This window comes from Paraburkholderia ultramafica (genome assembly GCF_902859915.1).
GTDB lineage: Bacteria > Pseudomonadota > Gammaproteobacteria > Burkholderiales > Burkholderiaceae > Paraburkholderia > Paraburkholderia ultramafica.
The window spans coordinates 25,229-38,608 of sequence record NZ_CADIKK010000001.1 but is presented as its reverse complement, the minus strand read 5'-3'; the positions used below and the strand labels follow the sequence as shown (position 1 = coordinate 38,608).

General features: G+C 61.9%; 12 protein-coding genes and 1 pseudogene. 5 read left to right on the top strand and 8 right to left on the bottom strand.

Features of this window, described 5'->3' with window-relative positions:
- Nucleotides 1-10 precede the first annotated feature (10 nt).
- The 6 genes from HV744_RS00210 to HV744_RS00185 form a co-directional block, all read right to left on the bottom strand.
- The gene (locus HV744_RS00210) at nucleotides 11-1,123 is read right to left on the bottom strand and encodes a Gfo/Idh/MocA family protein (protein ID WP_175147568.1); all 1,113 of its coding nucleotides are present in this window, start codon (nucleotides 1,121-1,123) and stop codon (nucleotides 11-13) included.
- A 41-nt stretch (nucleotides 1,124-1,164) separates the two neighbouring features.
- Nucleotides 1,165-1,674 (bottom strand): nuclear transport factor 2 family protein, encoded by a 510-nt coding sequence (locus tag HV744_RS00205; protein WP_175147567.1) that lies wholly within the window; start codon nucleotides 1,672-1,674, stop codon nucleotides 1,165-1,167.
- Nucleotides 1,675-1,786: 112 nt separating this feature from the next.
- Nucleotides 1,787-2,734 (bottom strand): 3-keto-5-aminohexanoate cleavage protein, encoded by a 948-nt coding sequence (locus HV744_RS00200; protein WP_175147566.1) that lies wholly within the window; start codon nucleotides 2,732-2,734, stop codon nucleotides 1,787-1,789.
- 434 nt (nucleotides 2,735-3,168) lie between these two features.
- On the bottom strand, nucleotides 3,169-4,539 hold the full coding sequence (locus HV744_RS00195; protein ID WP_246278874.1) for a substrate-binding domain-containing protein: 1,371 nt from the start codon (nucleotides 4,537-4,539) through the stop codon (nucleotides 3,169-3,171).
- A 221-nt stretch (nucleotides 4,540-4,760) separates the two neighbouring features.
- Nucleotides 4,761-6,218: an NAD-dependent succinate-semialdehyde dehydrogenase gene (locus HV744_RS00190; RefSeq protein ID WP_175147565.1), complete on the bottom strand. Its 1,458-nt coding sequence runs from the start codon at nucleotides 6,216-6,218 to the stop codon at nucleotides 4,761-4,763.
- Nucleotides 6,219-6,229: 11 nt separating this feature from the next.
- On the bottom strand, nucleotides 6,230-6,988 hold the full coding sequence (locus HV744_RS00185) for an SDR family NAD(P)-dependent oxidoreductase (RefSeq protein WP_175147564.1): 759 nt from the start codon (nucleotides 6,986-6,988) through the stop codon (nucleotides 6,230-6,232).
- A 161-nt stretch (nucleotides 6,989-7,149) separates the two neighbouring features.
- Between HV744_RS00185 and HV744_RS00180 the strand changes: the two genes are divergently transcribed.
- Nucleotides 7,150-7,935: an IclR family transcriptional regulator domain-containing protein gene (locus tag HV744_RS00180; RefSeq protein ID WP_175147563.1), complete on the top strand. Its 786-nt coding sequence runs from the start codon at nucleotides 7,150-7,152 to the stop codon at nucleotides 7,933-7,935.
- Between the two features lie 25 nt (nucleotides 7,936-7,960).
- On the opposite strand, the gene HV744_RS00175 is transcribed toward HV744_RS00180, so the two are convergent.
- The gene (locus tag HV744_RS00175) at nucleotides 7,961-8,791 is read right to left on the bottom strand and encodes an IclR family transcriptional regulator domain-containing protein (protein ID WP_175147562.1); all 831 of its coding nucleotides are present in this window, start codon (nucleotides 8,789-8,791) and stop codon (nucleotides 7,961-7,963) included.
- A gap of 123 nt (nucleotides 8,792-8,914) precedes the next feature.
- Here HV744_RS00175 and HV744_RS00170 point away from each other — a divergent pair, with 123 nt between their 5' ends.
- The 4 genes and pseudogenes from HV744_RS00170 to HV744_RS00155 form a co-directional block, all read left to right on the top strand.
- Complete coding sequence (locus HV744_RS00170) at nucleotides 8,915-10,186, top strand: aromatic ring-hydroxylating dioxygenase subunit alpha (RefSeq protein ID WP_175147561.1); 1,272 nt, start codon at nucleotides 8,915-8,917, stop codon at nucleotides 10,184-10,186.
- A gap of 2 nt (nucleotides 10,187-10,188) precedes the next feature.
- Complete coding sequence (locus tag HV744_RS00165; protein WP_175147560.1) at nucleotides 10,189-10,659, top strand: aromatic-ring-hydroxylating dioxygenase subunit beta; 471 nt, start codon at nucleotides 10,189-10,191, stop codon at nucleotides 10,657-10,659.
- Between the two features lie 55 nt (nucleotides 10,660-10,714).
- Nucleotides 10,715-11,701 carry a 2Fe-2S iron-sulfur cluster-binding protein gene (locus HV744_RS00160; protein WP_175147559.1) on the top strand — a complete coding sequence of 329 codons (987 nt, stop codon included), beginning with the start codon at nucleotides 10,715-10,717 and terminating at the stop codon, nucleotides 11,699-11,701.
- Nucleotides 11,702-11,740: 39 nt separating this feature from the next.
- A pseudogene (locus HV744_RS00155) lies at nucleotides 11,741-12,347 on the top strand (substrate binding domain-containing protein); the annotation flags it as partial.
- A 13-nt stretch (nucleotides 12,348-12,360) separates the two neighbouring features.
- Here HV744_RS00155 and HV744_RS00150 read toward each other — a convergent pair.
- Nucleotides 12,361-13,290: a LysR substrate-binding domain-containing protein gene (locus HV744_RS00150; protein ID WP_175147558.1), complete on the bottom strand. Its 930-nt coding sequence runs from the start codon at nucleotides 13,288-13,290 to the stop codon at nucleotides 12,361-12,363.
- Nucleotides 13,291-13,380: the final 90 nt, after the last annotated feature.

Below are 13,380 nucleotides of genomic sequence, written 5' to 3'. Positions count from 1 at the left end.
AACCAGCTGCCTATTTGCTCACCTTGATCCGCTTGCCTGTTTCACTCGACTGCTCGATTGCATGTAGCACTTCGTGTAGGGCGCGTGCGTGATCGAAGCTGGGCGCCGTGCGTGTGCCATGGCGCAGGTCATCGGCGAGCAACCGGTAAACGCCGGCGACATTGCGCGCGGCGACGGCATCGCCGGCGTCGATCGGGAACGGATCCGGGACGTCGAGTTCCTCGTAGCCGTCCTGGCCTTTGCGTCCGAACTCGACCCGCAAGGGCGAGATGTTCACCGCCGGGACATGTTCATTCCTTGCGGTGACACGCAGATCGCCCTCGCTTCCGTTGATTTCCCACAGCAGCTTCGTCCCGCGCGGCACGCCGCCGCGGAGCTGCAGCGACAGCGGCGCTCCGGAGCGCAGAATTGCGTTCGCCATGAGGTGGTCGGGCGTTTTCATCTCGACGGTTTCGCCAGTCTCGATGATGCGCACGGTTCGCCTGCGTTGCGAGAGCACCGCGCCGATCTGGTCGATATTGCCGAGGACGGCATCAATCGCCGCAATGGCGTGCCCCCCAATCACGGAAAGCAGTGTGGCGCCGTTGCGGTTGTCCATGGCGTAGGCGTCACCCTGCAGGACGTCGTCGCCCCAGCTGAAACCCGAACCGACGTACGTCGAAGAAAGGACAGTGCCGATCTTGCCGTCCGCGACGAGCTTGCGCATGAACTGCACTTCGGGGGAGGCGATCGCCTGCGCGCCAACCACGGCCAATGCCTTTTTCTCACGCGCGAGTTCGGCAAGTGCAATGGTTTCTTCGAGCCCGTTGCCGAGTGGCCATTCGCTGTACACGCTCTTGCCTGCCTGCAGGGCCGCCGTGAGGACTTCCTTGTGGTGCTGAACCTTGACGGTGATGACGACGATGTCGATATCCGGCGATGCGGCCAGCGCAGCGGCGCTCTCGAATGCTCGCGGGATGTCGAAAGCAGCAGCTGCGGCCTGCGCGCTCGCGAGGCTCGTATTTGCCACGCCGGCGAGTTCAAAGACGTCGGACAAGGCCCGCAAGGCCGGAATATGGGCTGTCGCCGCCCAGCCGCGTCCTGGGCTCAGGCCGACGATACCGATACGATATTTTCCTTGCATTGCTTCCTCTGACCTTTAGATAACTGCAGTAACGAAAGCCGTCATACGATCTGGTATTGGTACGACGGGTCTTCCTTGTCACGGCGCCCGACAGTGAAGTTTTCGAGCGGTGCCATATCTGTGGGAACCGGGTCCGATCGCTGCGAGTCGAGCACGACCACCCGATCGGCAATGCGCCATTCACCGTTGCGCCGCTCCATGCGGTCCACGTAGCGAATGTTCACCACCCAATCCATCGCTGGCTTGTCGCCGTCGGGCTTCGTGCGGTGGCTTGCCTGCGCATAGTGTTCCGCGAACGCCACGTTGCCGTGCACCTCGACATACTGGTTGCCGGTGAAGTGTTGAGTCGATTCGAAGCTCGGCAACAACTCGGCTGCCCAGTCGATGAAACCTTCTACGTCGCCGGTGTACGCACCGTGCCTGTCGATCGCATCCGGGTGATAACACGACCGCACGAGATCCCAGTCCATCCGATCGATGCCACGGCAATAGCGGATATGAACGCGGCGAATCTCCGCCTCATCCAGCAGCTGCTGAAGTTTCGCTTCCACTTCGGTCTCCTTGATTGGGTCGTCGCAACTGAACTCGGGTGCAAAGCACGATTGCCTGCTTCCGTCGTGCCTGCACGCTGTACGCCTGCGCGGTCATGGCCGCGCAATCCTTTTAATTCCGGGCCGGCTTGCCGACCAGCGCCCGGTATTCATTGGCCGAGGCAGGCTTGCGTCCGAGCAGGCCGGCGATGTCGCGCGCCATGTTGAACATTTCCAGATTGTCCTTGAGACGCTCGTCGCTGTTCGGGTACTTCCACGGGGTGTCTTCGGTGCCAATCCGGATATGCAGGCCCATCATCGTGGCGAGGGTAGTCATGTAGAGCGACGCGCGGCCGGCCGCACAGACGCTGATGACCGACGTCGGATCGATCTTGCGGATCTGGTCGACCATCAGGAACATGTGCTGCGTCATGTCCTGGGCATCGCTCACCCACGTGCCGGACACCAGCGTGCGACCGACGTTGAACGGCAGGCCATAGAGAATCAGCCAGTTGTAGGGTTTCTTGAGAATGCCGGTATCGATCAGTTTGCGCTTCGCGAGTTCGATCTCGCCGGAGCTATGGACGGCCAGTTCAGGTTTGACGCCGGTTGCCTCGAGCTCCATGATGGCCGGCACCATGAAGGCTTCCGGATGGCCCGGCGCGCACGGTGCGACTTCGGTCAGACCTGCGCGAGCGGGGCTCACGCACTCATCGAATGACGAACCGTTGAGGACGTTCAGATTCGGCACGAAGTCGTTGCCAAAGCGCGCACGCAGCGGCTCGAGAACGGCGGAATAGGCCTCGACTGGCGGAATGTCGCGGTCGAGGCGCCGCCCCTTCTCGTCGGTCATGAACGAAAAGTCGATATGCACGCCGCAGGCGCCGGCTTCGATGACGCTCGACGCGGCATCCACATACTCCGCTAGCGACGTGGTGCTCTCAAAGCGCCCCGATACGGCGGCATTGATCGCAATCTTGTCCGACACGTCCCATTTGGGTTGCAGCTCGGCTCCGGCAATGAACTGGTACTCCTCCATTTCGCGTTTGGCGGCTTCCCAGAGAGACAGTTTTTCGACCATGATGATCCTCGACACAGGTAGTGAATTTAGGCTCGCAAATCTTCCGAACCCACGGCAACCAAACTGGAGAGGTGTTGGTGGGTCGCGCCGAAAAAGCACACCCCTCCCGTAATCAGATCGTGTGCATCAAGATGATTCCATGCACAATCGATTTATATCGAATGATGTGCCGTAGAATCAAGTAAGTCAAGGAACCTGGGGAATGCCCTGGGGAGCCGCGCGTGAGCAACGACCCTGCTGAGGCGAGGAGGTTACGTCTTGGGGGATATTCGGAGGCCTGGCACCCTCGTAGGTAAGGCGCAGGAGGCCGTTCGAGGAAGAAAGCGCGAAGTCCACGCGGCTCGTGGCGGACGTCGCGCTGGACAATGTCGTCGTTTGTGGCCTTATCGGTCTGCGGCAGTAAATGCGGGTCGTTTGAGACCCGTGTTTAGCGATCAACGCTCGAACACGGCCTTCAGCTTCTGCGGCGGAAGCGCGGAGGTGAGGTCGGCATCCGGCGGAGCGGTCGGATCGCACTTCGGATCGAGGCCCTTGGTGCTATCGGCGTAGGCAAAGGGCAGAATCGACGGCGACTCCTTGTTGACCTTCCCCTGATAGGCCGCTACACCCTGCCGCACGGCAAAGCGGACGTAAGTCGTCGTGCCGTCGAGCGTGTAATACGAATAGGGCTTGCCTGCCTGCTTCGCCGACATGTAGTGGCAATTCACCTGGTTGTCGCTTGCAATCGTCGCGATGGCGGGGACCGGCAGGTGAGCCTGCTCGAATGCCTTGACGGCGGCCAGCGAAGTTTCGCCACCATCCGTCACGATGGCGTCAATCTTCGGATACTGCGCGATGAGACCGACGGTGGCCTTTTGTGCGTCGACGGGATTCCAGTTCGTCACGATGTACTGCTCGTTGAGCAACTTCAGATCCGGGTATTTCTTGAGTCCGGCCTTTAGACCGTCCATGAAGTTTTGCGAGGTGGTCGCTCCCGGCGATCCACCCATGAACACGACATTTCCCTTCTTCACCGTGCTTCCGAGCCAGTCGGCCCACAGAACACCGATCTGCTGCGTATCGCCCACCACGTTGACGACGTAATCACGACCTGGCGTGCCTGCCATCTGAGCGGAGTACGGGACGACCGCGACGCCCGCCTTCATGGCCGCCCGCATGGCGGGAAGCTGCACCGCGCCGAAGTCAGGAAGCAGGATGAGGACGTTGATGCCCTGCGCGACCATGCTGTTGATATCGGAATTTGCCTTCTGCGGATCGCCGTTGGCATTGCTGTAGATGATCCGCGTGACGTTCTTGCACCGGCTGAGTTCGTCCTTGACTTCCGCGAGGCCGGTCTTGCGCCACGTATTGCCACCGTAGCCGTCCGACACGCCGACGATCATCGGCTTCGTACCGCACATCGGCGTGATGTCGCCTTGATGGTTGGTGATGGAATCTCCCGCCGCGTGGGCAGGAGTAGGGATCAAACCCATGGCAAGAAGCAGGCTGGCGCTTATTTGCGTAATCGGGACGAGCGTCTTCCGTCGCCAGTATTGAAGATCGCGTCGGTCCTCGAGGCCGCACTGATGAGCGGCCATAGTCCCTTGCGCAACGAACGTAGTTTGCGGTTTTTGCATTGCAGCTTGCGATGCGCGAAGCTTGAAGAACATGGTGATCCTCGCCGTGGGTGATGGATGAGTCATGGAACTGGGTCGATCAGGAAAATGGAACTTCGTGTGGTGACATTGGTATGTGATGCTAAGCGAAACAGTGTGTTGCAGGATAGATTCATATCGAATAATGTGTCTCGGGATGAGTGAAGTCAAGCACCCTGGGGAAAGTCCCTGGCAAGGGGGCATGTGAACGTGAAGGGTGCGGCCGAATGCGCTTCGCGCGAAGCGATGAGGAAGGGGCGAATGCAGCGCACCCGCCCGCAGGTCGAAAATGAGAGAGGAGACGGAGGCGGGATTCCGGGAAGTCCGATCTGCCCCATCCGTCAGCGCAATGATCGGAATCCAGTCGGAGAAATGGTCCAGCCGCGTTGTTGTCAGGGCACCCGACTGGCTTGCGACACAAACTTGGTGACGAGGTAGCCATCGAACGTCTCGATGCCACCTTCGCTGCCCATGCCGCTCTCCTTCACGCCACCCAGCGGCGTTTCGGGCAGTGCCAGACCGAAATGGTTGATGCCGACCATTCCAGCCTCGATACGGCCGGCAACATATTCTGCGGTCGCGATCGAGTTGGTGAACACGTAGGAGGCCAGGCCGTATGGCAGCGCGTTGGCCCGTGACAACGCATCTTCAGTGCTACTGAATGTCGTGATTGGAACAACGGGGCCGAACGGTTCCTCGACCATCAGACGCGCGTCATCGGGCACGCCGGTGAGGATGGTTGGGGGAAAGAAATAGCCTGTTTCATCCAGACGGCTGCCACCACACACCAGTGATGCGCCGCGCTCGCGCGCGTCCGTCACCAGGGCCTGCATTGCGTCGATGCGTCGTTCGTGGGCTAGCGGTCCCATCTGGGTCTGGGGATCGAGGCCGTCGCCGACCCGTAGCGGTGCGTATTCGGCAGTGAAGGCATCCACGAACCGCTCATAGGCTTTTTCGTGCACGAAGAAGCGGCTCGGTGCCATGCAGACCTGACCGGCATTGCGTGTCTTGGTGCGCGCCAGAAAACGCGCGGCCTGTTCTACGTCGGCATCATCGAACACCAGCACCGGCGAGTGGCCACCCAGTTCCATCGTCATGCGCTTCATCTGCGCGCCGGCCATTGACGCCAGCTGTTTGCCGACAGTGGCGGAGCCGGTAAACGAAATCTTTCGCACCGCCGGCGCGTTGATGAGATGCGTGGACACCTCGGACGGCACGCCCCAGACGACGTTCAGGCATCCCGCCGGCAAACCTGCATCGTGAAAGATACGCGCCAGCGCGACGACTGCGCTTGGCGAATCCTCAGGACCCTTGAGTACTGTCGTGCAGCCCGACCCCAAAGCAGCGACCACTTTGCGCAGTGCCAGGTTGAAGGGGAAGTTCCACGGCGTGAACGCGGCGCAAACACCTATGGGCTCACGGGAGACTGTCTGCTGTACGCCCGGCGTGCGCGCCGGGATCACGCGCCCGTAAATACGCCGGCACTCCTCCGCATGCCATTCAGCATGCTCAGCACAGCTTTGTACTTCCAGAATGGCTTCGGCCAAAGGCTTGCCCTGGTCGAGGGTAATGTTGCGGGCAATCTGTGGGGCTCGCTCCCGGATCAACGAGGCAACACGGCGCAGTAGTGCTGAGCGTTCGATTGCCGGCGTGTGCCGCCAGCTCTGGAATGCATCAGACGCGGCGTTCACGGCATTATCCAGGTCCTCGCGCGTGGCGTGCGGCAATTGGGCGAACGCTTCGCCCGTTGCAGGGTTGATCACCTCCTGTTCGGGCCGCCCGCGGGCGCTCAGGAAACGGCCACCGATGTAGAGGGCGAGTGCTTCGTATTGTGCGGTTGTGGTGTCCATGGCGGCCTGACTCAAAGAAATACACTGCCGCCGTCCACGGCGAGGGTTTGGCCGGTGACAAAGCCCGCACCATCGCTGACCAGGTACGCGAGCGCCGCCACGAGGTCACCCGGCACCTGATCGCGCTGAATGCAGCGGCCGGAAGTACGGGCGTTTTCACCAATGCGGTCTTGCAGATCGGTCTGCAGCACGCCGTCGCTCAGCGTGAAGCCGGGGGCAATCGCATTGACCGTGATGCTGTCCTTCGCCAGTTCCCGTGCAAGTGCGCGCGTGAAGGCAATGACGCCCCCCTTGCTGGCCACGTAGTGCGCCATATTCACCGGCCCCTTGATTGGCACGGTGGAAGCGATGTTCACCAGGCGCCCCCGGCCGCTCTTGCGCAGATGCGGCAACACTGCTTTGGCACAGTTGAATGGGCCCAGCGTGTTGACTTCCATCACCCGCATCCATTCCTGATTGGTGATCTGCTCGAAGGGCTTGAGCGTCAGGGTGGCAAATAGCGCGGCGTTATTGACGAGGCCATCGATTCCACCGAACTGCGAGACTGCCGCGGCCGCCATGTCAGCGACATCTGCCTCGCTGACAACGTCCGTGCGCACACCAAGGACCTCGTGCCCGGACTCGCGAAGCCGCGCCGCGGCTTCGTCGGCGCCACGCAGGTCGGCGATGACGACGCGGTGCCCCAGTCGTGCAAGGTGTTCGCTGAAAGCGTAGCCAATGCCGCTGGCGCCGCCGGTGACAATAATGCGCTTGGGTAATTCAGGTTTCATGGTTTCCTTCGCAGATCAGAAGATTTCAGGTAGTTCCTGTGGGTCGCTTGCCCCGTGGTATGTAGCGAAATATCTGCAAAGGCTGATTCGATGTCAAAGATCCCGGCTACTATGTCCGCATACCGGACCTTTGTACGGATTTCGACTATCGCGAGGTGTTTATGGCGTCTCACGCGCAAGGGAAAGAATCACGGGAAAACGAACCGGAATACGTGATGGGGCTCGAGAAAGGGCTCTCCATCATCGAAGCATTCGGTATGAAGAAGGGGCCGCTGACGTTGACACAGGCGGCAGAAATAACCGGCCATACCAAGGGTTCGGTGCGCCGCAGTTTGCTGACGCTTTGCAGGCTGGGCTATGCCGTGCAGCATGGCCACAGTTTTGTGCTGGCGCCGCGCGCTCTGAGGCTGGGCTATGCCTATGTCGTCTCAGATCCGTTGACCAAGGTCGCGCAACCTATCCTGGAGATCACCAGCGAACGCACGCAGGAGGCTGCTTCGATCGCTGTGCTGGATGCGCAGGATGCAGTCTTCGTCGCGCGCTCGACGCATCGGCGCAGCCTGTCCAGCGGTTTGGGCGTGGGTTCGCGCTTGCCGGCTTACTGTAGCGCCACAGGGCGCGTTCTGCTGTCAGGGCGACCACCGGCCGAGGTTAGATTCATGCTGAACAGAATGTCACGTCCCGCTTTGACGCCTCACACTCTGACTGCCACCAGCAGCATCGTGAAGGAGATTGAGTTTGTGGGCCAGCACGGGTACGCCATCATCGACGAAGAACTGGAGATCGGTATTCGCTCGATTGCGGTTCCGATCCGCAACGCACATGGCGAAATGATCGCAGCCATGAGCCTTTCGGTGTCCACAAGCCGCATGACGCGCGAAGGCGTAGTGGAACACCTGCTGCCGGAACTTGAAAGCGCACGCCGCCACCTTGCCGCCCTGTTGTAGCCGGATAAGCGAAGCGCCAGCCGGGCTAAAGCGAGCGTTGCAGGCGCCCGGCCGTTTCAAGCAGCGTTGGCAGAAAGTTTTCCCGCAACGTTTCAAGGTTCACGCGCCCTGAAAATACGCTTACGCTCAGCGCCGCCTCGATCTGCCCGGCGCTGTTCCTTACCGGTACCGCCATCGCCGACATGCCGATTTCCAACTCCTCGTCGCTGATCGCGTAGCCGTCCTCCGCCGCGCGCCGGATCGCATTCAGCACGCCGTCGAGATTTGCCACCGTGCGATCGGTGAACCGCTTCATGGGTACGCTTTCGAGGTGAGCGCGAGCCTGCTGTTCAGGCAGACCGCCGAGCAGCACGCGTCCCGTGGCTGAGCAATAGGCGGGCAGACGGCCACCAAGCTTCACGCCCGTCGACACGATATGGACCGCCTCGGCGCGTGCGATGAACACCGCATACCCCTCGTCCAGCACGGCCAGCGACACGGATTCCTGCAGCTTGTCGCGCGCGCTCGCCAGCAGCGGCTGTGCAATCTGCGATAGCGACGACGTGCTGAGGTAGGCGCCACCCAGCCGCAGCATGCGCGGCAACGGCGTGAAGAACTTGCCGTCGTGCGCGAGATACCCGAGATCGACGAGCGTCAGCAGGCAGCGCCGGGCCGCGGGGCGGCTCAGGTCGGCCAGATGTGCCGCATCCGAGACGGTCATGCGCCGCGTGTCCGCGCCGAAAGCCTCGATGATCGCCAGCCCCTTGGCCAAGCCCCCCATGCCTTCCTTCGCGCGGGCCTGGTTTGTCCCAGCCTCGTCCTCGACGGACAACAAGGCGCCGGTCTCTGTATTGACAGGACTTTTGATGGGTGTCATATTGGGTTCCAATATCGAACAACGTACGATATTCGAACACATCTAGGTGGAGCTGTCAACGACAGTTCCGCCGATGTCCCCGGCAATCTGCATCTGGCAACCGCCCTTTACGGAGTCCGCAACTTGAACATCATCCCCATCCATCCGGCGCGCCGCGCCAGCATCGAGTGGCCCGTCGAGGGCGTCACGCGCGCGCCCTATGAGCTGTTCCAGAGCAATGAAGTCTATGCGGACGAGCAGGAAGCGATCTTTCGTGGTCCGAACTGGAGCTATCTGTGCCTCGAAGCCGAGGTGCCGAATCCGGGCGACTTCCGCAGCACGTTCGTGGGCGACGCACCCGTGGTAGTGACGCGTGACACGGACGGCGAGCTCTATGCATTTGAAAACCGCTGCGCGCATCGCGGCGCGATGGTTTGCCTGGAAGACGCGGGCAACGCGAAAGATTTCAGCTGCGTCTACCATGCCTGGACCTATAGCCTGCAGGGCGATCTGCTCGGCGTCGCGTTCCGGGACGGTATCAACGGCCAGGGCGGCATGAAAGAAGACTTCTGCCTCGGCGATCACGGTTTGCGCAAGCTACGCGTGGCGACGCTCCACGGTCTGGTGTTCGGCAGTTTTTCCGACGACGTGCCGCCGCTCGACGAATACCTTGGCGAGGAGATCGTCGAACGCATTGCGCGCGTGCTCGAAGGGCGCACGTCCGTCGTGCTCGGCCGCTTCACGCAGATGCTGCCGAACAACTGGAAGCTCTATTTCGAGAACGTTAAAGATTCCTATCATGCAAGCATCCTGCATCTGTTCTTCACAACCTTCCAGTTGAACAAGCTGTCGCAGCGCGGCGGCATCATCGTCGACCCGAGCGGCGGACATCACGTCAGCTATTCGGCAGTCGATCACGCGGCGCAAGCGGCAGCGCCGACGGCCACGCAGGACTACGCGGCTCAGAACATCCGCTCGGAGAGCGGCCACCGCCTCGAAGATACCTCGGTGCTCGCAGGCACTGACGAGTTCGGCGACGGTATCACGCTGCAGATTCTTTCAGTCTTCCCGGGCTTCGTGCTCCAGCAGATCCAGAACGCCATCGCGGTGCGCCAGATCCTGCCGCGCGGAGCGCGCCAGACCGAACTCAACTGGATCTATCTCGGCTTCGAGGACGATACACCTGAGTTGCGGGAAATGCGTCTGCGCCAGGCGAACCTCGTGGGCCCGGCCGGGTATGTCTCGATGGAGGACGGCTGCGTGGGCGGCTTCGTGCAGCGCGGCATCGACGGAGCAAGCGACGCACACTCGGTGATCGAAATGGGTGGCGACGGCACGACCAGCAGCGCGAGCCGCGTGACGGAAGCCTCGATTCGCGGCTTCTGGAAGGCCTACCGTAACGCAATGGGATATTGACGATGACGCAGGACATTCATCAACTGATCGCCCGCGCGCAGGCCGAATACGTGCGCTGCATCGACGACGGCGACCTCGGGCAATGGCCCGGGTTCTTCACCACGTCGTGCGTGTACCGGGTCACGACCGCTGACAACCATCGCCGCGGTCTCGTGGGCAGCATGATCTACGCGGCCTCGCGCGGCATGCTGGTCGACCGGGTCGCGTCGCTGCGCGACGCCAATATCTATGAACGGCATGCCTACCGTCATCTGCTCGGACAACCGTACGTGATCAGCGACGACGGCACCGAGGCACGCAGCGAAACCTCGTTTATGGTCGCGCGCATCATGCGCGACGGCACCACCGATCTGTTCGCGACGGGCCGCTATTGCGACGCTTACCTGCGCGACGAGGCGGGCGTGCGGTTGCGCGAACGCGTCGTTGTGTGCGACAGCTCGCGTATAGACACGCTGCTCGCGTTGCCGTTATGACGCCCGCAAATCCGCTTTCGACCGGCGCCTGCTGACAACGCATTGAGGTGACATCTTGGACTTTCTTATTTCCGTCGCTGACAGCGACATAACGTTTCCTTGCGCGACCGGTGAAACCGTGCTCGACGCGGCCGAACGCGCCGGCTATGCGGTGCCGTACTCTTGCCGCAAGGGCGTTTGCGCGTCCTGCGAAGGACGTCTCGTGGCGGGCGAGGCGCGTTCGCCGGTGCAGGGCGCAGTGGCGGCGCCGGCCGAGCGGGCGCTGCTGTGCTGCCTGCGCCCCGACACGGACCTGACGATCGCGCCGCGCCGCATCGAGAAGCGCGACCCTGTCGCGCGCAAGACGCTCGAGGTCTCCGTGTACCGCATCACGCAGCCGGCCGCCGACGTCAGCATCCTGCAGTTGCGGCTGCCCACAGGTGTGCGCGCGAGATTCGGCGCTGGCCAGTATCTGCAGATCGAACTGGAGGACGACACGCGGCGCAATTATTCGATGGCGAATGCGCCGCACGAAAACGACAGCGTGCAACTGCACGTGCGCCACGTGCCCGGCGGCCAATTCTCCGAAGCCGTGCTGGGCCGCCTCGCGAAGGGCGACAAGCTGCGCATCGAACTGCCGTTCGGAGAGTTCACGCTGCGCGAAGGGTCGAACAGGCCTGCCGTGCTGCTTGCGACCGGCACAGGGTTCGCGCCGGTGAAGTCGATCGTCGAGGACGCCATCAAGCGCAAGCTCGAACGGCCGTTGCATCTGTACTGGGGCGCCCGCCGCGCGGAAGACCTCTATCTCGGGGCACTCGCGCAGAAATGGCACGACAGTGGCCGCGTGAAGTTCGTGCCGGTGCTGTCCGAAGCTGACGCGGCGTGGACGGGCCGGCGCGGTTTCGTACACGAGGCGGTGCTCGAAGACTTCGGCTCGCTCGCGGGGTGTGAGGTGTACGCGTGCGGCAACCCGTCGATGACGAGCGCCGCGCGCGACACCTTCGTGAAGACCGGCTTGCCCGAAGACGACTTCTTCAGCGACGCGTTCGTTCACACCGGCTGACGCGCTTGCGCCTCATGCGGTGTGCCATTCTTTCATGTGCGGGTCCGCAATCCAGAACTCGTTGTGCAGATAACGGCGGCGAACCGATCCGAATTTCATCGAGGCAGGCATCGACGTGGCGATCCGCACGCGCGAACACGAGGGCGATTCGGGCATCACGGTGCGGCGGCTTGCGCATACGCGGCGCGTGCTGGCCGCCTCGCCTGGCTACCTGGCGCAGCACGGCGTGCCGGAGACACCGGAAGACATCGCGCGGCACCATATGCTCGTCTATACCTATGCGGAGAGCCCCTATCAGTTGCAATTGAAGCGAGGGCGCGAGCGGCGCAACATCCCGATTGGCGCCGCACTGGAGTCGAACGAAGGGCAGGTGATTTGCGCGGCGGGCCGCGCCGGTCTGGGAATCGTCATTCAGCCGTTGTACATCGTGCACGACGACATCGTTGCGGGCCGCCTGATTCCGTTGCTGGGCGACTGGGAGTTAGCGCCTCTCACGATAAACATCGCGTACCAGAGCCGCCGGAACCAGCCAGCGAAGATTCGCGTATTTGCGGATGCATTGAGCGAGCATGTCAGGAAACTGGACCTGGAAGCCCGCTGGACCACCTTGCCGACCAGCATTTCGCGCGCACAAAAGAAGAACTGACCGGGCTGACGCATCAACGGCCGCTGTACCACTTCTTGTTGAACGCCTCGAATTCCGTAACGAGTGCGTCGAGCAGGTGCCGGACAGCGGGCACCATGCCGCGGCGCGTGGCGAAGATCGCGTGCACGAGCCCTGGCGTGGTACCCAGATCGGGCAGCAGGTGCTGCAGCCTGCCAGCCTGAATGTCATCTCCCACCAGTTCCCGCGGTAGCAACGCCACGCCGACTCCTTGTATTGCCGCGATTCTCAGGCTGGCCAGGTCGTCTGTCGCCAATCGAGGCTGATGTGCCCACGAGATCGCCTGGCCCTTGGTGTCCACCAGATTCCATGCAAACCGCCCGCTGTTGCTCGCCATCGAGAGGGTTGGCCAATCTTTCAGCGATTCAATGGAGCCGGGCGCCGGGTGGCGCTCCGCCAATTCCGGACTGGCAACCAGAATGTGAATCGACAGGCCCAGTTGCCGAACTGCCAGATCGGTGTTTTCGAGTGGGGGAAGCCTGACCCGGATCGCAAAGTCCAGACCTTCCTCGATTACATCTACGCGGCGGTTGGTTGAATCGAGCTGAACCTGGACTTGAGGGTTGTTCTCCACGTAACGGGAAATGATCGCGGAGACGCCGGAGCTCAGTAATGCCACCGGGCAACTGACGCGCACTGTGCCCTGCGGTTTTGTCCGCGTCTTGTCGACGATATCTTTGGCCGCCTTCGATTCAGCCACCACCGCAAGGCAATGCTGATAGAACTGCCGCCCGGTTTCGGTCAGGGACAGGCTCCGGCTCGTGCGGTTGAGCAGACGGACCTGAAGCTCCTCTTCCAGGGCGCGAACGCGCCGGCTGAGCTTGGACGTCTGTGTGCCGAGTGCCCGGGCGGCCGCCGTGAAGCTTCCATGGTCGACCACCGCCGCGAAGATTCTCAGGTCATTGAGGTCGGTGATCTGGTTCACGGGCGGCCTTCCATTGAGTTTCCATCGTTCTACCACGAGCAATGATGCATTGCAATTCAGGAGATATGCGCGTGATCGTTGCGCATATAG

Bases quoted from the DNA above. Each gene is read 5' to 3' on its own strand.
- HV744_RS00210 (WP_175147568.1), bottom strand. From the start codon at position 1,123: ATGCAAGGAAAATATCGTATCGGTATCGTCGGCCTGAGCCCAGGACGC.
- HV744_RS00200 (WP_175147566.1), bottom strand. From the start codon at position 2,734: ATGGTCGAAAAACTGTCTCTCTGGGAAGCCGCCAAACGCGAAATGGAG.
- HV744_RS00190 (WP_175147565.1), bottom strand. From the start codon at position 6,218: ATGGACACCACAACCGCACAATACGAAGCACTCGCCCTCTACATCGGT.
- HV744_RS00185 (WP_175147564.1), bottom strand. From the start codon at position 6,988: ATGAAACCTGAATTACCCAAGCGCATTATTGTCACCGGCGGCGCCAGC.
- HV744_RS00180 (WP_175147563.1), top strand. From the start codon at position 7,150: ATGGCGTCTCACGCGCAAGGGAAAGAATCACGGGAAAACGAACCGGAA.
- HV744_RS00175 (WP_175147562.1), bottom strand. From the start codon at position 8,791: ATGACACCCATCAAAAGTCCTGTCAATACAGAGACCGGCGCCTTGTTG.
- HV744_RS00165 (WP_175147560.1), top strand. From the start codon at position 10,189: ATGACGCAGGACATTCATCAACTGATCGCCCGCGCGCAGGCCGAATAC.